This is a genomic window from Mycobacterium neumannii, from assembly GCF_048452905.1.
GTDB lineage: Bacteria > Actinomycetota > Actinomycetes > Mycobacteriales > Mycobacteriaceae > Mycobacterium > Mycobacterium neumannii_B.
Window position 1 is genome coordinate 448,935 of the sequence record NZ_JBCGVF010000003.1, and the last position, 21,083, is coordinate 470,017.

At 66.6% G+C, this 21,083-nt stretch carries 20 protein-coding genes; 7 read left to right on the forward strand and 13 right to left on the reverse strand.

The window, feature by feature from the left end; all coding sequences use genetic code 11:
- Positions 1–22: 22 nt before the first annotated feature.
- The 8 genes from AAHH99_RS08405 to AAHH99_RS08440 form a co-directional block, all read right to left on the reverse strand.
- Positions 23–1,222 carry an acyl-CoA dehydrogenase family protein gene (locus AAHH99_RS08405; protein ID WP_418768242.1) on the reverse strand — a complete coding sequence of 400 codons (1,200 nt, stop codon included), beginning with the start codon at positions 1,220–1,222 and terminating at the stop codon, positions 23–25.
- Entirely contained in the window at positions 1,222–2,268 is a 1,047-nt protein-coding gene (locus tag AAHH99_RS08410) for an acyl-CoA dehydrogenase family protein (RefSeq protein WP_418768243.1), read from the reverse strand. Before AAHH99_RS08410 ends, AAHH99_RS08405 begins: the two co-directional genes overlap by 1 nt.
- On the reverse strand, positions 2,268–3,104 hold the full coding sequence (locus AAHH99_RS08415) for an amidohydrolase family protein (protein ID WP_418768244.1): 837 nt from the start codon (positions 3,102–3,104) through the stop codon (positions 2,268–2,270). Before AAHH99_RS08415 ends, AAHH99_RS08410 begins: the two co-directional genes overlap by 1 nt.
- A complete protein-coding gene (locus tag AAHH99_RS08420) occupies positions 3,101–4,714 on the reverse strand; it encodes an acyl-CoA synthetase (protein ID WP_418768245.1) in 1,614 nt (537 codons plus the stop codon). Before AAHH99_RS08420 ends, AAHH99_RS08415 begins: the two co-directional genes overlap by 4 nt.
- Before the next feature lie 103 nt (positions 4,715–4,817).
- Entirely contained in the window at positions 4,818–6,035 is a 1,218-nt protein-coding gene (locus AAHH99_RS08425; protein WP_418768246.1) for an amidohydrolase family protein, read from the reverse strand.
- A complete protein-coding gene (locus tag AAHH99_RS08430; protein ID WP_418768247.1) occupies positions 6,032–6,889 on the reverse strand; it encodes an enoyl-CoA hydratase in 858 nt (285 codons plus the stop codon). The genes AAHH99_RS08425 and AAHH99_RS08430 overlap by 4 nt, the downstream gene beginning before the upstream one ends.
- A 121-nt stretch (positions 6,890–7,010) precedes the next feature.
- Positions 7,011–8,018, reverse strand: coding sequence for a dihydrodipicolinate synthase family protein (locus AAHH99_RS08435; protein WP_418768248.1), 1,008 nt, complete (start codon positions 8,016–8,018; stop codon positions 7,011–7,013).
- A 42-nt stretch (positions 8,019–8,060) separates the two neighbouring features.
- Complete coding sequence (locus tag AAHH99_RS08440; protein WP_418768249.1) at positions 8,061–8,858, reverse strand: SDR family NAD(P)-dependent oxidoreductase; 798 nt, start codon at positions 8,856–8,858, stop codon at positions 8,061–8,063.
- 234 nt (positions 8,859–9,092) lie between these two features.
- Here AAHH99_RS08440 and AAHH99_RS08445 point away from each other — a divergent pair, with 234 nt between their 5' ends.
- Complete coding sequence (locus AAHH99_RS08445; RefSeq protein WP_418768250.1) at positions 9,093–9,830, forward strand: TetR/AcrR family transcriptional regulator; 738 nt, start codon at positions 9,093–9,095, stop codon at positions 9,828–9,830.
- A gap of 55 nt (positions 9,831–9,885) precedes the next feature.
- On the opposite strand, the gene AAHH99_RS08450 is transcribed toward AAHH99_RS08445, so the two are convergent.
- From AAHH99_RS08450 to AAHH99_RS08465, 4 genes are all read right to left on the reverse strand, one after another.
- Complete coding sequence (locus tag AAHH99_RS08450; RefSeq protein ID WP_418768251.1) at positions 9,886–11,061, reverse strand: thiolase family protein; 1,176 nt, start codon at positions 11,059–11,061, stop codon at positions 9,886–9,888.
- 64 nt (positions 11,062–11,125) lie between these two features.
- A complete protein-coding gene (locus tag AAHH99_RS08455; RefSeq protein WP_418768252.1) occupies positions 11,126–11,998 on the reverse strand; it encodes an enoyl-CoA hydratase/isomerase family protein in 873 nt (290 codons plus the stop codon).
- Between the two features lie 9 nt (positions 11,999–12,007).
- The gene (locus AAHH99_RS08460) at positions 12,008–12,781 is read right to left on the reverse strand and encodes a FadR/GntR family transcriptional regulator (protein WP_418768253.1); all 774 of its coding nucleotides are present in this window, start codon (positions 12,779–12,781) and stop codon (positions 12,008–12,010) included.
- The gene (locus AAHH99_RS08465; RefSeq protein WP_418768254.1) at positions 12,778–13,428 is read right to left on the reverse strand and encodes a hypothetical protein; all 651 of its coding nucleotides are present in this window, start codon (positions 13,426–13,428) and stop codon (positions 12,778–12,780) included. Before AAHH99_RS08465 ends, AAHH99_RS08460 begins: the two co-directional genes overlap by 4 nt.
- 111 nt (positions 13,429–13,539) lie before the next feature.
- Here AAHH99_RS08465 and AAHH99_RS08470 point away from each other — a divergent pair, with 111 nt between their 5' ends.
- From AAHH99_RS08470 to AAHH99_RS08495, 6 genes are read left to right on the forward strand one after another with little or no spacing between them, the layout of a single operon-like run.
- A complete protein-coding gene (locus AAHH99_RS08470) occupies positions 13,540–14,346 on the forward strand; it encodes an enoyl-CoA hydratase/isomerase family protein (protein WP_418768255.1) in 807 nt (268 codons plus the stop codon).
- An 18-nt stretch (positions 14,347–14,364) separates the two neighbouring features.
- On the forward strand, positions 14,365–15,174 hold the full coding sequence (locus AAHH99_RS08475; RefSeq protein WP_418768256.1) for an enoyl-CoA hydratase/isomerase family protein: 810 nt from the start codon (positions 14,365–14,367) through the stop codon (positions 15,172–15,174).
- 2 nt (positions 15,175–15,176) lie between these two features.
- On the forward strand, positions 15,177–15,968 hold the full coding sequence (locus tag AAHH99_RS08480; protein WP_418768257.1) for an enoyl-CoA hydratase/isomerase family protein: 792 nt from the start codon (positions 15,177–15,179) through the stop codon (positions 15,966–15,968).
- Complete coding sequence (locus AAHH99_RS08485; protein ID WP_418768258.1) at positions 15,968–17,434, forward strand: class I adenylate-forming enzyme family protein; 1,467 nt, start codon at positions 15,968–15,970, stop codon at positions 17,432–17,434. Before AAHH99_RS08480 ends, AAHH99_RS08485 begins: the two co-directional genes overlap by 1 nt.
- Positions 17,427–18,938, forward strand: a complete 1,512-nt coding sequence (locus AAHH99_RS08490; protein ID WP_418768259.1) for a class I adenylate-forming enzyme family protein — start codon at positions 17,427–17,429, stop codon at positions 18,936–18,938. Before AAHH99_RS08485 ends, AAHH99_RS08490 begins: the two co-directional genes overlap by 8 nt.
- A complete protein-coding gene (locus AAHH99_RS08495) occupies positions 18,931–20,421 on the forward strand; it encodes a class I adenylate-forming enzyme family protein (protein ID WP_418768260.1) in 1,491 nt (496 codons plus the stop codon). The genes AAHH99_RS08490 and AAHH99_RS08495 overlap by 8 nt, the downstream gene beginning before the upstream one ends.
- On the opposite strand, the gene AAHH99_RS08500 is transcribed toward AAHH99_RS08495, so the two are convergent.
- A complete protein-coding gene (locus AAHH99_RS08500) occupies positions 20,414–21,082 on the reverse strand; it encodes a GntR family transcriptional regulator (protein WP_418768261.1) in 669 nt (222 codons plus the stop codon). The two genes, AAHH99_RS08495 and AAHH99_RS08500, sit on opposite strands and share 8 nt — an antisense overlap.
- Between the last annotated feature and the right edge of the window lies 1 nt (position 21,083).

Genomic DNA, 21,083 nt, shown 5'->3' on the forward strand with positions numbered 1-21,083 from the left:
ACGGACGCTCGCGGAAACAAGGTTAGGAGGCTTTCTTGGCCGGCGGGGCGTATGCGGGCTTGCCGAGGCCGAGCACGTACTGGGCGATCATGTTGCGGAACACCTCCAGCGTGCCGCCGTAAATCCCGACCAGCGGCGCGAAGCGGTACACGTACTCGGCCGCACCGTCGTCGGCGGCCCCGTCGGTGCCCAGCGGCAGCGAGGCCGCAGTACCGAGCATGTCCATCAGATCCGGTGAGATGTCGCGCATCGTCTGCGCCAAGGCCACTCGGCCGAAGATGCTGGTGGCCGAGAAAGCCGCCTCCATGCGGGCGACGCTGCGGCCCAGGCGGTATGCGACCGACCCGTCGTCGATCAACCTGCGGCCGTTGGGATCAGGCTCAGTGATCTTCGCGGCGGCCTTGTCGACCGCGGCGGCCATCGTGTTGGCCTGGTGCATCATGATCGAGACATCCTGCAGGCCGTCGGCGGCCGCCTCGACCGCGCCGTGCTCGGCGTTGAGCGGTTCGCGCACCACCGTCCAGCCGTCGTTGACCTCGCCGAGGCGGTACTTGTCGTCGACGCGCACGTCGCTGTAGTAGACGATGTTCGTCCGGTCGCCATCGACGGTGCGGATGCCCTGGATCTCGATGCCCGGCGAGTCGAGCGGAACCAGAAACATGGTGAGGCTCTTGTGTTTCGGCGCGTCGGGATCGGTGTTGGTGATCAGGAAGACGTACTGGCAGTTGTGCGCGCCGGTGGTGAACATCTTGGAACCATTGATAACCCAGCTCGATCCATCCGCCTCCCGCACCGCCCTGGTCTTGCACGTGGCCACGTCGGATCCGCCCTCGGGTTCGGTGTAGCCGAGGCAGAGCCGGACCTCGCCCGTGTATACCCGCGGCATCACCTCGGCCTTGAGTTCGGGTGAGCCGAACTTGTCGACCGACCGGGCGATCATGGCTGTGGTGCCGAACGTCACCCATGGCACGTGGGCACGGCGCTTCTCCAACTCCCAGATGCGCCGCCGAATCCGGTTGAACCCGCCCTCGGACTCCGGCTTCCATTCGCGGGCAAGGTATCCGGCTTTGCCCAGTGCCAGATGCACGCCCTCGTCGAAGTTGTCGCCGGTCTCACGGTCGCGCCGGATGACGTCCTCGGTGACGATCTCGCGCAGGAAGGCGCGTGACTCCTGGAGGAACTCCTGGTCCTCTTCGGAGAGTTCGACCCGTGAGAAATCCATTACTTGCCCTCTCCGCCTTCGCGAGCCGCGACGATGCCTGCGATGTACTTGGCGCTGGCGGCCGGGTCTCCCCCGGCGAGCGCCCATCCACGGGCACGCAGCAGGTAGGCACTGGCGGCGGCCTCCGCCGAGACCCCGAGCCCGCCTTGAACCTGCACCGCCATGGTGGCGGCCTTGGACGCCTCTTCGGCCATGAATACGAACGCCGACGGCGCCAATTCACGCCGCTCGTCGGGTTCGTTGTCGAGGAACCACGCGGCGCGGCGCGCCAGGTTGCGCCCGCCCTGCACGGTGATCGCGATGTTGGCCAGTGGATGCGAGATGGCCTGAAGCGTCGAGATGGGCACTCCGAGCGTGTAGCGGGTCTTGGCGAACTCCGCGGCGATCGTCATCGTCTCCTCGACCAGACCGACGAGCGCCGCGCCGGTCAGCACCCGCCATTCATCCAGTGCCCGTTGATACTCCGCGAGCGCATCGGTCCCGCTGGCCAGGACGGTGCGGGTGTCCGCGGCGGCCGGGTCGATCCACGCCATGGGCAGTCGGCCGATGTTGTCGACCTTGGTGGGCCGGGTGGCGAACGTCAGCTTGACGACGTCGTCTCCGTCGCGCAGCACGATGTGGTCGGCAACCGATCCGCTCGGCAGCAGGCGCACACCGGATGGGCTGTCCTGCTGCGGGTCCAGTCCGACGATCTGCGTACCGCTCACGATGTCGGGGTCGGCCGCGCCGAGTCGGCCGAGCAGGCGCGCCGCGCTCACGTGGTCGATCCACGGCACGGGCGCCAGCGAGCGGCCGATCTCCTCGGCCACCAAGGTCAGATCGACCAGCGTGGCACCGTCGCCGCCCACGTCCTCGGGCAGGGCCATCGTGGTCGCGCCCATCGTGCACAGCCGCTCCCAGAGGCTCTTGTCGAAGCCGGATGCCTCTGCGGCGCGGACGGTCTCGATCGAACAGTGAGTCTTGAAGAAGTCCTTGTACGCCGCCTGCAACGCCTGGTGATCATCCGACAGGCTGTAGTCGAGCCTGCGCAGTTCGTAACGGTCCATCACTGCTCCTCGTCGGCGCCGAAGAAGAACTCCTGCGCGTTGTTGTACAAGTAGTTGTCCAGCACCTCGGCCGGCAGGTCAAGAGCGAGCGCCTCGGGCACGACCCGACGCATCTTGAGCACCGGCCAGTCCGACGCGTAGATCACCTTGTTCGGTCCGCGGGTGCGCATGTAGTGAAGCAGGCTGTCGGGTAGCCGCCTCGGCGACCACGCCGACGTCATCAGGCGGAGGTTTTGGTATTTGATCAGCAGGCGGATCGCGACGTCCCACCACGGATCGGCGCCGTGGATCATGCACAGCTTCAGTTCCGGGAACCGCACGCAGACGCGGTCGAGGTGGATCGGGTTCTGCACCTCGCCGGGGATCGGCGGGCCGGGGATTCCGGTGTTGACGCACAGCGGCAGCCCGAGTTCGGCGCACTTGGTGTAGAGGGGGTAGTACACGGCGTCGCTGGGCGGGTATTGTCCGTCGCCCCAAAAGCTCGGTCCCACTGCCGCGTACGCCACCGGCAGGTCGTTTACGACGGCCGCCAACTCGCGCAGCGACGGGATCGGCCGCAGCAGGTCGACCCCGCCGATCGCCAGCGCGAACCTGTCGGGTCTGGCATCGACGAACTTGCGCGCCGTGGTCGAGGGTTTGGCGATGCTGTCCATCAGGATCGCCTTCTGGACCCCTTGCTCGTCCATCTCCTCGAGTAACTCACCAAGGTCGACGGGCGCGAACATCGACTGTGGGCCCTTGAAGTAGTCGTCGCGGACCTTGAGCATCCATGTCGGCTGCTGTTCGGTCTCGCCGAAGTGGACGTTGACCAGACAGTCAATGGCGCGGGCGCTCATGCGTTCACCTGTTGCGTCGCAGTGGCTTTGGCCCAGCGGTAGTCCGGTTTGCCGTTTCCGAGCCGACGCACCTGTTCGACGAAGATGAACTCTTTGGGCGCCTTGAACCGGGCCAGGCTCGACGTGCAGTGCGCGTGCAACGGCTCGTGGGCGGCTTCGGCGCCGTCGCGCAGCGAAACGAGCGCCACGATCTCCTCACCCCACCGCTCGCTCGGCCGCCCCACCACCAGGGCGTCGGATATCGCCGGATGTGCGCGCAGCACCTCTTCGACCTCCTCGACGAACACCTTCTCGCCTCCCGTGTTGACGACCAACGAATCGCGTCCGAACAATCGCAGCGTGCCGTCGGCGGCCAACGATCCGCGATCACCCGAGATCACCACGCGCTGACCGTCGACCACCGGGAAGGTCCGGCGTGTCGCCGCCTCGTCGTCGAAGTAGCCGAGCGGAATTCGGCCGCCGCGCGCGACATATCCGATCTCGTCCTCGCCGGGCTCGAGGAAGCGCCGGTAGTCCTCGGAGAGCACAAGCGCGCCCTCGCGCAACTCGAAGGTCTCCTTCTGCTCGCCGCGCTGGCTGCGGCCGAATCCGACGTTGCCGGTCTCGGAGGACCCGTATCCGTTGATGAGGGTGATCTGAGGCAGCAACTCCAGCAGGGCGCGTTGATGTTTCGGATTGGTGGCCGCCCCACCGGTCCCGATCGCAAACAGGGACGACAGGTCATACGAGCCGCGTCGCAGCTCCTCGATCAACGGCGCCGCGTAGGCGTCGCCGACCATCGTCATCAGCCCGACCTTCTCCCGCTGGGCGGTTTCCAGCACTGCCCGCGCATCGAATCGCGTTCGGTCGTAGAGGATCACGGGCAGGCCGTTGAGCAGGGCGGCGAACGCCGTCCACATCCCCGCCGCGTGCATCAGCGGAGAGACCGCGAACCAGGCCTGACCGCCGTGCGCGACCTTGACGTGGATCTCGTCGACCGACTCGTGGTCGGCCCCGTTCATCGAGATGACGTAGGTGTCGCTCTGGCGCCACATCACGCCCTTGGGCCTGCCGGTTGTCCCGCCGGTGCACACCATCATCACGTCGTCGGGCGAGGCGGCGATCTCGACATCGGTGTCACCCTGCGCCAGAACGTCATCGAGAGTGATGGCACCGGCGAGTTGCCGTACGGACGTGTCGTCATCGATCGAGATCATCAGGTCTGCCGAAGCGGGCGGCAGCACGTCGGCGAACTTCGGGCCGAACGACCGGTGGTAGATCACCGCCCGTGGACGCAGGTAGTCGAGGAGTTCGGCGACCTCGCGCGGTGTGTAGTTGTAATTGATGTTCACCGGGACGGTCCGGGCCTTCAGGCATCCGATCACCATGTCCGGGTACAGATCGTTGTGCATGAGCAGCGCGACGCGGTCTTGTCCGCACTCCCAGTTCTGCAGTTCGTCGCGTTCGCGGTGTGCGCCGAGCCCGTGTGCGGCCAGATAGTTGGCGAGGCGGCGGGTGCGATCCGCCGACTCACCGAAGGTGCTGCGGCGTGCGCCGCAGACCGTCATCACCCGCGCGGGCACCGCTTGGGCAATCGCGTCGAGAACCGCCCCGATCGTCCACTCGCTCATCTGCCAGCGCCCCCGAGGTTCCCGTTGTGCGTTTTCATCCGCGACACGCGGTCACGTACGGATGAAACCGCACAGTGGCGCCTGATTCCGAATCCGGTCGGCATCACACGGCCGCGACGTTCACGCCGAGCAGATCCAGTGCGTTGTCGCGCATCACCTTTCGAGTGTCTTCGACGCTGAACTCGGGAAACTGCGGGATGTCGGCGGTGAACGCCATCGGATCGGCGAGGCCCTCACCGTGCGGCCAGTCCGAGCCGAACATGATTTTGTCCACGCCGATGGTCTCGGCCAGCAGTTTGACGTCGTCCTCGTAGTACGGGGCAATCCAGACGTTGTTCTTAAGCTGTTCGACCGGGTCTTCCTTGAAGTGGTACGGCGCGGTGTTCGCCGCCTTCTTGAGCCGTTTGATCAAGCGGTAGACGAAGTAGGAGCCGTTCTCGATGCTGGCCACCTTGAGCTTCGGGTGGCGGGTGAAGACCTGGTGCACGATCATCGACGCCATCGTGTCGTGGATGGCGCGGTCGTCGAGCAGGACCTGATCAAGCGGGTCCTTCTTGCCGAAACCCTCGAACGTCGCCTTTCCACCCCACAATGCGGCGATCGCGAGGTAACCGCTGTCGGACAGGTGGAAGATCACCGGCACACCGGCTTCGGCCAGTCGCGCCCACACCGGGTCGTGCAGCGGGTCGCCCAGCGAGCGCGGTTTGACCACTCCGGGTACCGGCGCGGGCCGCACGCACACCGTCTTGGCGCCACGGCCGAGCACGAATTCGACTTCCTCGACGGCCTTGTCGGGGTCGGCCAGCGAGATGATCGGCGCCGAGATGAACCGGTGGTCGGGCCGGTCGAAACCCCAGTCCTCGTCGAGCCAGAGGTTGAAGGCGTGCACCGACGCCATGGTGGCCTCGATGTCGTGTTTGAGGGCCTCCTCGACCCCGCACGCGAATGTCGGCAGCATGAACACCGTTTCGAGGTTCTGCTTGTCGAGGATCTTCACCCGGGCGTCGCGGTTCTGGTACTCGGGGTGATCCCCCAACCGGTCGACCTTCATCAGCGAGGCCGGATCCACACCGTCGGGGATCTCGCCGCGGAACAACAGATCCAGGCACCCCGGCTCGATGATCGGGTCGAACGTCGGGTTCGGGATGAAGTGGTTGACCACGCCGCCCATCACGGCGTAGGTGCGCTTGCCGTCGGTAAGCATCTGCACGCCACGGCGTTTGAACTCCTTGGGCAGGTGCCGGGTGAACGCGTCGATCGGCTCGTAGTAGTGGTTGTCGACGTCGATCGCCATGTAGTCGAGCGGTTTCGGGGAAGTCATGGCTTGTCATCCTTGATCGGCGGAAAGTTCGGCGGGCGCTTCTCGAAGAAACTCGTGATGCCCTCGAGGAAATCGGGTCGGGTCATCGACTCGTGCATCAGCTTCTCGGCGTGGTCGCTGGCGTCGAGGACATCGCGCATGCTGTCTGCGTACACCTGTTGTTTGATCACCGCCAGCGAACTGGGCGCACAGTTGGCGGCAATGCCCTCGGCATAGCCGATCGCGTGCGGGAGCAACTCCTGCGGTGCCACCACGTCGTTGACCACACCCAGCCGGGCGGCCTCGTCGGCGAAGAACACCCGGCCGGACAGCAGCAGGTCCATGGCCACGCCGGTGCCGACGATGCGCGGCAGGATCCAGGAGATGCCGTATTCGGCGATCAACCCGCGCCGGGCGAACGACGTGGTGAACTTGGCGCCCTCGGCCGCGAAGCGCACGTCGCACGCCAGGGCCAGTGTCAGCCCCATGCCCGCGCAGGCGCCGTTGATCGCGGCGATGACGGGCTTGCGCATGCCCATCAGAAAATGCGGATGCCGAGCGCCGACCAGCTTTCCGACGTCAGTGTCGGCGGCGGCATCGACCGTCGTCGCGCTGATCGTCGTCAGGTCCCCCATGTCGGCGCCCGCGCAGAACGCGCGGCCGCTGCCGGTGACCACGATCGCGCGCACCGCGGGGTCGGCCTCGGCGTCGTCCATGCGTTCGTAGAACGTGCCGGCGAGCCCGCCACCCCACCCGTTCATCCGGTCGGGCCGGTTGAGCGTGAGCACCGCGACCCCGGTGTCGAACACCTCGTAGCGCACCGGCGCGGCCTCGGAGTCGGAGTGGGCGTCGGTGACTTGGTCAGGAGCGCTCACCCAGCAGTCCTCCTTCAGCGGCGCGAGCTCTGTGAATGCTCATACTGTACACCTATCGGTAGTGCCTACCGCAACCGTCGTCGAGGCCCGGCGGGCACGGTCGGCGGGCACATCGAGACGCTCACACCTCGACCAGCCCAAGCCGCCGATACGCGGAGTCGATCTGGGCTTTCGCCTCGGCGGGTAGGTGCGCCTGCGGCGGCCGGGAGTGCGGATACTCTCCGATCGGCAGGCCGAGCACCGACGCCGCGTACTTGAACGCCCCGCCCCAGTGGGTGAAGTAGTCGGGCCGACCCGGATAGCAGGTGAACCACGAACCCATGTCGAGGTCGAACTGGTCGAGCCCGGACTCGCGCGCGTGGTCCATCGCCTCCACGAGTTTGTCGTTGACGATCAGCTCCCAGTACTCGCTGAAGACACGTCGCTCCGGGGTTTCGAACAGGTAGCCGGCGGTGCCGAGCTGCGCGGGACAGACGATCCCGTCGCGCAGCCAGCCCGCGCGGTACACGGTCTTGTCGCACTCCCACACCGCAAGATCGGGCGCCAACTCGTGCAGCATCCTGCTGGCCATCGGCCGGAACGCGCCCTCCTTCGTCGCGCAGACCGCCGGGATCTGCTCGTAGATGGCGGCGCTTTCGGCCGGCGTCAGGACATAGCCCGACGACGGCGAATTGAACATGCCCAGCGCGATGTCGGTGCGGTCGGCGATGTAACGGAAGAAGTTCAGCACGCCCTGCCCGCCGTGTGCCTCCATCATCGGGGTCTGGATATAGGCGATGTCGGCGCCGGCCTCCTGCGCGTGTCGCGTGAGCTCGAGGCAGTCCTTGGCCGCCGTCGCCGCGGTGCACGCCTGCACGACGACGTCGGGGTTGGCGGCGCGGCCCTCCTCGATCGCGATCTCCAGCAACCGCTTTCGCTCGTAGACGGTCAGCGCCCAGAACTCGGCGATACCGCTCGTACACCACAACAGCGGATGGTTCAGCGCGCCGACGCAGTGCCGCACCAGTGTCCGGTACGCCTCCCAGTCGACGTCGTCGCCGTCGACACCGCGAAACGGCGTGTACAGCGAATCGCCGATCCCGCGCAGATGATGGTGAGCCCACTCCCGGGCATCCTTCGCCGAAGCCACGATGACCTCCTCAGCCGATTCCGATGAACCTCACGCGAAGGCTCAGGTGAAATCTGAGCCCCCGTCGACGATGACGTTGGCACCGGTCATGTACGAGTTGCGACGTGACGCGAGAAACGCGACCACGGGCGCGATTTCGTCGGGCAGCCCCGCGCGCGGGAGATGCGCCGGATGGCCGAAGTGCTCGCCGATGGCCGACATCAACGCATACGGATCGTTGCCGTCGACGCCGACCGACTCAGCCCAACCGATCAGCGCTTCGGAGGCGATGCTGCCCGGCGAGACCACGTTGACCATGATCTCGTCGGGGGCCAGCAGCAGCGACAGGTTCTTCGAGATGCTCGTCAGCGCCGCTTTGGCGGCGGTGTAGGCGGGCAGGATCACGCTCTGCCGTTGCGTCGAATGGGCAGAGAAGTTGACCACGCGCGCCCATTCGGCCGCGCGCAACAGCGGTAGCGCCGAGCGCACGCAATGCACCATGCCCATCACGCCGCTGTCGAACGCGATGCGCCACTGCTCGTCGGTCAGGTCCTCGAAGGTGCCGACGGCGTCGGGGCCGACGGCGTTGATCAGGATGTTGAGTCGGCCGTCCCAGCGCTGCGCGACTTCGTCGAAGGCTCGCTGCACCTGAGCGGCGTCGGTGGTGTCGGCGCTCAGGGCGAGTGTGTCCGGGCTGCCGATTTCGGCGAGAGCGGTCGCGGCGTCTTCGAGGACATCCGGCGTCCGCCCGACGACCGCGACCCTGGCCCCGTCCTCGGCCAGGCAGCGCGCCGTCGCGAAACCCATCCCGCGCCCGCCGCCGACCACAACGGCGGTGGCGTCCTTCAGCCCGAGGTCCATGCGGCCTTTCGCTCACCCGATTGCGTAGAAAAGCTTACTATAGGACTTACAGTAGAACAGCGGAATCACTGTGGAGGTCGGTGACGGAACGGCTCCCGGTATGGTTGACGGTAACGGCGCAGCCGCGACACACCTGCATTGGCGCAGATCAGGGGCGGCTGACGGTACATTCAGGTCCACCAACCCCGCTTCACGGGGGGCTGCGCGCGCGGCTAATTCGATGGAGGTGCCCTAGTGGCAAGGCAGGCGACCGCGGAGAAGCGTCAACGACGCGAGCGCGGATCGATCAATCCCGACGACATCATCAAGGGCGCCTTCGAACTCGCCGAAGAGGTGGGCATCGACAACCTGTCCATGCCGCTACTGGGCAAGCACCTCGGCGTCGGGGTGACGAGCATCTACTGGTACTTCCGCAAGAAGGACGATCTACTCAACGCGATGACCGACCGCGCGCTTCGCCAGTACGTGTTCGCCACGCCGTATGTCGAAGCCAAGGACTGGCGCGAGACGCTGCGCAACCATGCCCACACCATGCGAAAGACGTTCATGGGCAACCCGATTCTTTGCGACCTGATCCTCATCCGGTCGGCGCTGAGCCCCCGGGTGGCCAAGCTCGGCGTGCAGGAGGTGGAGAAGGCGATCGCCGGCCTGGTCGAGGCGGGCCTGTCGGCCGAGGACGCGTTCGACACCTACTCGGCGGTCTCGGTGCATGTTCGCGGATCCGTTGTGCTGCACCGCCTTCGGGAGAAGAATCGGGCCGCCGACGAGGGCCCCAGCGATCTCGAGGACACCATGAGCATCGATGCCGACAGCACACCGCTGCTGGCGCTGGTCACTGAGAAGGGCCACCACATCGGCGCGGCCGACGATAAGAACTTCGAGTTCGGTCTCGAGTGCATTCTCGACCGGGCGGAACGCCTGATCGACGACGCCGGCGCGAAGTCGGCGAAGAAGGCCGCCCGCAAGCGCTAGATGAGGGTTCGGTGTAGTTGGTCGCGCTCACCGCAACCAACTACACCCAAGCCTGCTAGACCTCGACGACGACCGCGCCGCCCTGGCCACCGCCTGCACACATCGCCGCGACACCGATTCCGCCGCCGCGCCTCTGCAATTCGTAGACCAGCGTGGTGACCATCCGCGCACCCGATGCCGCGATGGGATGCCCGAGACTGCAACCACTTCCGGAGAAGTTCACCAGCTCCTCGTCGATGCCGTACTCGCGGCACGCCGCGATCGGCACTGACGCGAACGCCTCGTTGATCTCCCACAGCGTGACGTCGGACGGCTTCAGGCCGGCGCGGTCGAGCACCTTGCCGATCACCTTCACCGCACCGAGCCCGCAGTCGCGCGGCGGCACACCCGCTGCGGCCCAGGCCTTCACGGTGGCCAGCGTGGTCAGGCTGTTGGCGGCGGCGTAGTCGCTGTCGACGAGCGCCACCGCGGCGGCCGCGTCGTTGGTGCCGCTGCTGTTTCCCGCGGTGATCGAGAAGCCCTCGATCTCGGGGTGCAGCGGTTTGAGCCCGGCCAGCTTCTCGGCCGTGGTGTCGCGGCGCGGATGCTCGTCGACGCTGAACTCGGTGACCGAGCCGTCGAACTGCTGCACCTTCAGCGGCACGATCTCGTCGACGAACTTGCCCGCGTCGATCGCGGCGATCGCGCGCTGGTGCGACCGCGCCGCCCAGGCGTCCATCTCCTCACGCGTGATGCCAACCGACTGCGCGGTGTTCCACCCGACGGTGATCGACATGTCGCGCGTCGGCGCGTCCGGCGTCTCGACGTGGGTGGGCGGCATCCACTTCTCTTCGAACTTCAGCTCAGGGCCCGGGATCCGCCAGTTGACCAGCGGCGTCATCGACAGCGACTGCACACCGCCCGCGATCAGCGCACGTTCCATACCGGAGCCGATCTGCGCCGCCGCGTTGCCGATCGCGGTGAGGCTGCCCGCGCAGTGCCGGTTCACCGACTGGCCCGGAACATCCGGCAGTCCGGCCGCGTCGGCCGCATAGCGGGCCAAATCGCCTCCGCCATAATGGGATTCGGCAAAGATCAGATCGTCGATGTCGTTGGGGTCGATACCCGAGCGACGGATCACCTCCGGCAGGACGGCGGTGATCAGCGTCTCCGGCGGAGTGTTGACCAGCGTCCCCTTGAAGGATCGGCCGATCGCGGTCCTGGCGGCACCGACGATGACGGGTGTTCCCATGTTTCTACCTCGGGTTTCGACGTTAACGGCGTTACAAAACTAACAGATACTGTAGCGGACGCCGCTACTCGGGCTCGGGTACGTGGAAATGCTCGTCACGCAGCCGGAACGCCTCCTTGGTGCCGTGCTGGGCGCGGGTCTTGACGAAGTTGAACTCACCCTCTGCGAACTGCAGGTTCGTCCCGTACGCATGGAACAGGTAGCTCGCCACTTCCTCACCCTGGTAGGCCTGGCTCTGCTCGACGAGGCGGAACGCCTCCTTGGCGATCACGACGCCGTCGGCGGGCATCTTGGCGGCCTTCTCCGCCCAGTACCGGGCCCGCTTGGTCACCTGGTCGGCCTCGCAGGTCTCGGTGAAGACGCCGAGATGTTCGACCGAGTCGGCCTCGATGATGTCGCCGGTCAGCAGCAGTCGGCGCGCGAGCACGGGGCCCAGCCGGTGGAAGAACATGTGCAGGCTGCCGAGCGCGGGGCCTAGGAACCGGGTGGCAGGCATGCCGATCTTGGTGGTGCGGGCGATTACGGAGATGTCGGTCATCAGCGCCATCTCGAAGCCGCCGCCCAGTGCGTACCCGCTGATCTCCCCCACCGTGACCTTCGGGAAGCCCATGAAGTTGTGGTAGAAGCCGAACGACTTGCGGTCCACCGTGAGCCGGCGCCGTTGGCTCGGGCGCCGCTTGGCTTGCGCCGAATCCTTCTCGCCATACCAGCCGTACGCGTTGTTCATATCGGCCCCGGTGCTGAAGACTCCTTCGGCGCCGCGCAGCAACACGACGGTGATGTCGTCGTCCTCGGCGACCTGGTCGAGGTAGCGGCCGACGGTCTCGCGCATCGCCGCGTCGTAGGAGTTGCGCTGCGCGGGGTTGTTCAGCGTGATGGTCGCGATCCGCTTGTCGCGGTTGACGTCGAACAGCACGCGGTCATCGGCGGTGGTCATGTGGTGTCCTCACTGAACGTCGGAGATGAGCTTGGCCTCAATGGTTTTGTCCGTTCCAGCCGCGAGCGTGTTGCGCCGTGCGACCGCAAGGTGGTCAGCGGCCAGTCGCGCCGCGCGAGCCTGGTTGCCGTCGCGGATGGCGTCGAGCATGCGTTGGTGATCGCGCAGCGCGGCTCGCATCGTCTTGTCGTTCATCGGATCGGCGCCGGTCTCGTCGCCCCACACCGATGACTCGTGCGCCGACCAGATCAGCTCCAATGAGCCGATCAACAGGATCATCGGTTCGTTGCCGCAGCGGGAGACGATCGTCTCGTGGAACCTGCGGGCATTGGGGACATACCGCGATGGGTCGTCGAATTCGTCGACCTGTCTTTGTATTTCGTCTTCGAGGTAGGGTACGACCTCGGTCATGCGGTCGGCCCTGCCCGCGCACATGCTCGCGCAGATCGGTTCGAGGTGCAGCAGTGCGCCGCTGACGTCCGCGGGAGTGGCCGACCGGGTCTGCAAGACCATGCTGATCATGTGGGCGGTCCGGTCCGCCGACGGCTGATGCACGACCGCGCCGCCCATGTTGCCCCGCCGTACCGAGATCAGGCCCTCCGTCTCGAGGATGTGGATGGCCTCGCGCAATGCCGGTGGGCTGACGCCGAACTCGGCGAGCAGGCCGTCCTGCGATGGCAACACGTCGCCCTCTTTGAGCCGCCCGGACAGGATGTCGTCTCGCAGCCGCGCAGCGATGATCTCGGCCACTCGGGGCTGACGGATCCTGTGCGCGCTGGTCATCTCGGCCGGCGCTTCCCGAATTGGAACACCGACAGTCGCTCGGGTGAGGACGCCGACGTGTTGAATTCACCGATGCACAACACCTCGTCGCCGAGCACCAACCGGGCCGTCGATGTCACGCGGCCGTCGGCCTCCACGCGCCTGACGTCGAATTCCAGCTCCGTGAGGATCGGCGTCGGCCTGCGGAAGGTGACGGTCAACGAGCGGGTCTTGCCCGTTCGGCCCATGGCGCAGCTGTGATGCTGGGTCACGCAGTCGAAGAACACGGCGAGAAACCCACCGTTGACCAATCCTGGCGGACCTTCGAAGACGACCGGGAACGTGACCCTGCCCGACGCGGAGTCCGCGTCGAGCTCATCGACGGTGTATTCGGGAAACGCCGGGTTGTACGCGCCGACGTCGAAGGCGTGGTCGAGGTATACCCGCTGCGCCTCCGCGGCGTCGGGGCCTATGCGCGGCGTCATATCGGTCGGTGCGACGGCGGCCAACTCGCGTTCCCAGTCACCGATCTGGCGCAGCATCACGTCGACGGTGGGATGGTCGTGTTCCAGCGACAGCAGCAGGCCGCTGAGCCGGCGCAGGGCACCCGCGGCCGCGACGGTCTGCGCCAGCGGTTGCTCGCCGTAGCTCGGCGTGTCCTGTGCCATCGATGGCCTCTCGTCGGCGGCGATGTCTTTTCGACCGCTGTCCTTGCTAACTTGTACAAGATAGCAATACTGTATGTCTAACCGTATAGCTCTAGATTGGCGGATTCAACGGTGACCGATGCGGCTGACGACGGCGTGGTCGAGACCTCGCGCGACGGCGCGATCCTGCGTATCACGCTGAACCGCCCTTCGCGGCGTAACGCGTTGAGCCGCAGCATGACCGACACGCTCGTGGCGACATTGACGGCAGCCGCCACCGACGATTCCCTACGCGCCGTGCATATCCGTGGCGAGGGGTCGGATTTCTGCGCCGGGGTGGACTGGGTGGCTTCCAACGCCGGTGACCGGCGTCCGCGCACCGGAGATATCCTCCGGCGCCAACCCCACACCGCGCACCGAGTGGTCGAACTGGTCCACACACTTCATCTACCGGTGGTGTGCACGGTTCGCGGCTGGGCCGCCGCGCTCGGTTGCAACCTGGCGCTGGCAGCCGACTTCACCGTGGCCGCGAAGGACGCCGTGTTCTGGGAGCCGTTCCTCGGGCGCGGTTTCAGCCCCGACTCGGGTTCGACCTGGCTGCTGCCCCGCCTCGTCGGGCTGGCGCGCGCCAAGCGGATGCTGCTGCTGGGCGAGAGGGTCAGCGGAGCCGACGCGGCGCAGTGGGGTCTGATCCACGCCGCGGTGCCCGAAGACGAATTATCCGCGGTGAGCGACGAACTCGTCGAGCGGTTGGCATCCGGGCCGACCGTCGCGATGGGCCTTGCCAAACAATCCATGCACTACGGCCAGCACGCGTCGCTTTCCGACACCATGGACAGGGAGCTCTACAACGTCGAGTTATCCTGCCGAACCACCGATTTCAAAGAAGGACTGGCGGCGTTCCGCGACAAGCGCCCGCCGGAATTCCAAGGGCGCTGACGGATAGGAACGACGACGATGTCTCCCACTTTCGAGAACATCACCTACGAGGTCGACGGGCACAAGGCCACGATCACCTTGAACCGGCCGAATGCGCTCAATGCGCTGAGCCCGCATATGGTCTCAGAACTTCGCGCCGCCTACGACGAAGCGGAGAACGACGACGACATCTGGATCCTGATCGTGACCGGAACGGGCCGTGCATTCTGCACCGGCGCCGATGTCGGTGAGATCCCCGAGGATGGCAGGGTCATCTACGAGCGGCCGTACCTGTCCACCTACGAACAGTGGGAGGCGCCACAGGAGGGCACACCCCCGTTTCGGCGGATGGCCAAGCCGATCCTCACCGCCGTGAACGGGTTGTGTTGTGGGGCAGGACTGGACTGGATCACCACCGGCGACATCGCGATCGCATCCGACAAGGCCACGTTCTTCGATCCACACGTGAGCATCGGTCTGGTGGCCGGCCGCGAGATGGTCCGGCTGGCCAGGATCCTGCCGCGCAATATCGCGCTACGCATGGCGCTGATGGGCAAGCACGAGCGAATGAGCGCCGAACGAGCATACGAGCTGGGCATGATCAGCGAGGTGGTGGAGCACGACCGGCTGCTCGAGCGCGCGCACGAGATCGCCGACATTGTCAACTCCAATGCCCCACTCGCGGTCCGGGGTACGCGGTTGGCCATCCACAAGACACTCGACCTGCCGCTGCACGAGGCGGAGATCCTCGCCGAGACGTTCCGTGAGCGCGTGGTGCGCACCGACGACGCCGCCGAGGGCCCCAAGGCGTTCATGGAGAAGCGCGCCCCGAACTGGCAGTGTCGATAACCATGTCGGAGCCGTCGTTCGAGACCATCGTCGTCGATGTGGACGCCACCGACCACGTCGCGACCATCACGCTGAACCGACCGGAATCACTGAACGCCTTCAATCGCACGATGTGTGAGGAGATGTCGCAGGCGTGGCAACTCGTCAAGACCGACGACGCGGTCAACGCGGTGGTGCTTCGCGCGGCGGGCGACCACGCGTTCAGCGCCGGCCTGGATATCAAGTCGTCTTACGGCCAGCCTCATAACGTGTGGAACCACGAGGATCCCGGCGAGCATCTCAGCCCGAAGTGGCAGAAGATGTGGAAGCCGGTCGTCTGCGCGGTCCAGGGCATGTGCACGGCGGGGGCGTTCTACTTCCTCAACGAGGCCGACGTGGTCATCTGTTCGCAGGATGCGACCTTTTTCGACTCCCACGTGAGCGCAGGCCTGGTGTGCGCACTGGAGCCGATCGGGATGATGCGACGCGTCGGGCTTGCCCAGTCGCTGCGGATCGCATTGATGGGCAACGACGAACGCGTCAGCGCCACCACGGCTCTGCAGATGGGCTTGGTGACCGAGGTGGTTCCCGCCGACCACCTGTGGACGCGCGCACACGAGATCGCTGCCGACATCGCCGCAAAACCGCCCTCAGCGACGCAAGGTACCGTCAAGGCGATCTGGGAATCGCTGGAGAAGCCCTACCGCGCGGCGATGGAGCAGAACCTGATCTACACCCGGCTGGGGAATCCGCTCGGTCAGGCCGAGTTGGCCCAAGCGCCGCCGACCGCGCGGTCCGAACCGAGGATTCGCTGATGGTTGATCACCCGCTCAGCCGACGCATCAGGGATGTGCTTGCGCTCGATGCAGACGCACCCGCCATCGAATACGAAGGGCGATGGGTCACGTGGGGACAGTTGTACGCACTGACCTCGCAGGTCCACGGGGTCGGGGTGATGGGGCGCCAAGTGGGAATGCTGTTGCGCAACACGCCGGCCCATGTCGCGAGCTTCCTCGGTGTCCTGCTCGGCGGGGGCACCGTGGTGGTCGTCAACCCGTCGCGCGGCGACGACCGCATCAGGGCCGACCTCGATGCGCTCGCCTTGCCGGTGGTGATCGGCGAACAGGACGACCTGACGCGGCTGGTGCGCACCCCGGGCACCGACATGGTCGCGATCTCGACGGTCTGCGAGCCCATCCGTCTGACTGCGGCTCGGGCGCTGGTGCCCGAGGAGAACCGCATCGGCGTCGCGGTGCGGATGCTGACAAGCGGCACGACCGGGCCGCCAAAGCGGATCGACCTTACCTACGACATGTTGGCGCACAGCGTGATCGGCAAAGGCTTCGACGAAGCGCCGACGCCGAAGCAACTGCGGCGCGGGGTGGCCATCGTCAACGCCCCGCTGGTGCACATCGGTGGGGTGTTCCGCGTGCTGCAATGTGTCTGCGAGGGCCGCTCGTTCGTCCTGCTCGACCGTTTCGAATTGACGCGCTGGGCCGACGCGGTGCGGCGTCACCGTCCGCGCGCGGTGTCCCTTGTGCCCGCGGCGCTGCGCACCGTGTTGCACTCGGACCTGACCCGCGACGATCTGGCCGGCATTCAGGCGGTCACCTCCGGCACCGCACCACTGTCCGCCGAGGACGCCGACGCGTTCACCGAGAAATTCGGTATACCGGTTCTAACGTCCTACGCCGCAACCGAGTTCGGTGGCGGGGTTGCCGGCTGGACGCTGGCCGACTACCAGCAGTACTGGCAGACCAAGCGGGGCAGTGTGGGCAGGGCCAGCCTCGGCGCACAACTGCGCGTCGTCGACAATGACGGGCGCCCCCTCGGCGCCGATCAGCCCGGTCTACTCGAGGTCAAGCCCGGCCAGTTGGGCCCCGCGGCGGACTGGATGCGCACCACCGACCTGGCCCGCATCGATTCCGACGGGTTCGTATGGATCCTGGGACGCGCGGATCAAGCGATCATCCGCGGCGGGTTCAAGGTCATGCCCGACGATGTGCGCTCAGCCCTCGAGAGCCACCCCGCGGTGCACAGCGCCGCCGTCGTCGGTCGGCCCGACGAACGACTCGGCGAGACACCGGTGGCGATGGTGCAGCCGCGCGAGCCGGTCGACGCCGCGACGCTCGACGAGTTCCTCCGAAATCGCCTGGCCCACTATGAGGTTCCCACCGCCATCGCGATCGTCGAGCAGATGCCGTGCACGCCCTCGGGTAAACCCGACCTGAGCGCGGTGCGGCACCACTTCAACACTCAAGCCACCTTCGGCCATGCCTGAACGCACCGTCGGTTCGGTGCTGCGCACGCAGGCCGCGGCGCGGGGCGATCACCCGCTGCTGATCTGCGACGCGGACCGACTGAGCTATGCCGACGCCGAACTCCGGTCGGCGCGGCTGGCTCGCGGGCTGATCTGTCTCGGCGCCGGCAAGGGCACGCACGTGGGCGTGTTGCATCCGAACGGGTCGGCGTTCGTCGTGGCGATGCTGGCCGCCGCGCGGATCGGCGCCGTGGTGATCCCGATCTCGACGCTGGCGACCGCACCGGAGATGCGCGAACAACTCGCCCACTCCGACGTCGAGATCCTCCTGGCCACGGGGGCATACCGATCTCACGACTACCGGCAGCGGCTTGCCGACATCGAACGCCTTCCGCTGCTCCGTCACGTTCTCGTCGACACCGAGCCGACGGAGTTGGCCGACGCCGACCTGCTGGCCGCGCTCGAAGACGATGTCGAACCGTGCGACGAGTTGGCGATCATCTACACGTCGGGGTCGACCAGCGCACCCAAAGGTGTCGTGCACACGCACGCAGGACTGCTCAACCACCAGGTGGTGCTCAACGAGATCCGCGGGCTGACCACCGAAGTGAAGCTGTTCAGCAATTCGCCGTTCTTCTGGATCGGCGGCTTCGCCTACTCGGTGCTGGCCGCCCTGCTCGCCGGGGCCACGCTGTTGTGCTCCAACGCCGTCGATGCCGGCGAGACCCTCGACCTGCTGGAGGCCGAGAAGCCGACGATGACCAACGGATTCGTGGCCGGCATCGCGCATCTGGCCCGGCACCCCAGCCTGCCGAGCCGCGATCTGTCGTCGATCAGGCGCGGCAATCTGTACCCGATCATGGCGCCCGACGTCCGGCCCGCCGACCCCGAGCTGCGCCATACCATGCTCGGCATGACCGAATCCGGCAGCGTCATCCTCGCCAGCGCCGACGAATCCGATCAGCCCGAGCATCGGCGCGGATCGTTCGGCAAGCCGGTACCCGGATTCGACGTCAAGGTCATCGATCCTGACACCGGACGGCCCGTGGGCGTCGGTGCCGTGGGCGAGTTGTGCGCCCGCGGGCCGTTCATGATGCAGCGGTATTACAAGCGCAGCCGCGAGGAGTGCTTCGACGTCGGCGGCTGGTTCCACACCGGCGACCTCGTGCGCACGGATGCCGACGGCTTCTTCTACTTCGTCGGCCGCCGCAGCTCGATGATCAAGACCGCGGGCGCCAATGTCGCACCCGCGGAGGTGGAACGGGCGATCGCGAAGGTGACCGGCGGCGTCATCGCGCACGTGATCGGCCTCCCCGACGCCGAACGCGGCCAGCTCGTCGCCGCGGTCATCGCATTGGAGGACGGCGCGTCGTTCGACGAAGCCGGATGTCGTGAGCGACTCAAGCCCGAGCTGTCCTCCTACAAGATCCCCCGGCGGTTCGCCGCCGTGCCCGCTGCACACATCCCGGTGTTGTCGAGCGGAAAGGTCGACTTGTCAAGATTGGCAGAGGCTTTCGATGTATGACACGATCGACGCGCTGGTGCGCCTGCGCGCCGCCGAACATGGCGACAAGCCGGTGGTGATCGACCCGTCGGCCGAGATCACCTACGCCGTACTCGACGCCTCCACGCACGAATTGGCCGCCGCCTTTCTGGCCGCAGGGTTGGGCAAGGGCAGTCGGGTCGCGTTGATCATGCCGAACTGCGTCGAGTGGGTGCGGATCGCGATCGCGCTGACCCGCGTCGGCGCGGTGCTGGTGCCGTTGAGCACGCTGTTGCAGCCACCCGAACTCGCGGCCCAGCTTCGCGTGGCGGCGGTGCAGTTTTTGGTGGCCGTCGAGGAGTTCCGCGGCCACCGCTACCTCGACGACATCCGCGCCGAGCGCGGCAATCTTCCGGCTCTGCGCGAGGTCTGGCCCGCCGACAGACTCCCTTCGGACGGCGTCGCGCCCGTCGACGAGATCGCTGCCGCGGTCACCCCGAGCGACACGCTGGCGATCATGTTCACCTCGGGTAGCGAAGGCCCACCCAAGGGTGTAATCCATTCGCACGGCAACGCTCTGGGCGCGGTGCGATCCGGTTTGGCGGCGCGTTGCATTTCCGCAGACACCCGGTTGTATCTACCAATGCCGTTCTTCTGGGTGGGCGGACTGGCGGGCGGTCTGCTGTCTGCGCTGCTGACCGGTGCGACGCTGGTGACCGAGGAGATGCCCCGCCCGGAGACGACGCTGCGCCTGATCGAACGCGAGCACGTGACACTGTTTCGCGGCTGGCCCGACCAGGCTGCGGCACTGGCACGCGCGAACGCCTCTGTGGGAGCTGATCTGTCGCAGCTGCGGCCCGGCAGCATGGAGGCGTTGCTGCCACCCGAGCAGCGCGCGGCCCGCGGTGCCCGGGCCAACCTGTTCGGTATGACCGAGTCGTTCGGGCCGTACTGCGGCTACCCCGCGGACACCGACATGCCGCGCCCGGCGTGGGGCAGTTGCGGAAAACCGTTCGACGGCATGGAGGTTCGCATCGTCGACACCGACACCGGCGAGCCGGTGCCGACCGGGACCGTCGGGATGATCGAGATCCGGGGACCGCATGTGATGCGCGGGATCTGCCGTCGCAGCCGCGAAGACGTGTTCACCCCCGACGGCTACTACCCCACCGGCGACCTCGGACGCCTCGATGACGACGGGTTCATGTTCTACCACGGCCGCAGCGACGACATGTTCAAGGTCAGCGGTGCGACGGTCTATCCGAGCGAGGTCGAGCGTGCACTTCGGACGATCGACGGCGTGCACAACGCGGTCGCCACGGAGGTGGAGGGTGCGGTCGGCGCCGTCGTGGTATCGGAGCGTTCCATCGACGAGCTGCGCGTGGAAGCCCGAAACCGGTTGAGCGCCTTTAAGGTACCGACTGTGTGGCTTGTCGCCGACACCGACGACGACATTCCCCGCAAGGCGTCGGGCAAGGTCGATGTTCGCGCGCTGCGGGATATGTTGCGGGAGCAGGTCAGGTGATTACGCCGCGCTCCGTGAGGTGGTCGATCAACGGCTTCGCACCTGCGGCGAGGTGCTCGGACATCTCGGCGCGGGCGAGGCGCTCGTCGTGCTGTTCCAGCGCGGCCAGCAGCCTGCGGTGGTGATCGTTCGACTTCTCCGGCCAGCCCGCGATAACCGGGAACACCGACTCGGGGGCATAGCGGGTGATCTGTGACATCAGCTGGGCCAACTTGGGTGAATCCGCGGCGACGTTGATGGCACGGTGGAATTCGTGATTGAGCCGTACCGCCCGCTCGTCGTCGGTGGCTGCGTACGCCGCTTCCAGGTCGGACTGGATCTGCTTCAGGCCGCGCAGCTGATCGTCGGTGACGTTGGCCGCGGCGCGCGCCGCGAGCTCACCACCGATGTAAGCCTGCACATTCGACACGTCGGTGAGGTCGCGGCCCGTCACCGGCAACACGACGAAACCGCGCCGGGGCTGTTGGGCCAGTAACCCTTCGGCCTTCAACTCGAACAGCGCCTCGCGCACCGGGGTGACGCTGATGCCCAGTTCGGCGGCCAGTTGCTCCAGCCGCACGTACTCACCGGCGGCGTAGGTGCCGTCGAAGATGCGTTTGCGCACGAAACGTGCGACGTCCTCGGCGAGTTGAGGCCGGAAGGCGAATTCGGGCGCTGTCACC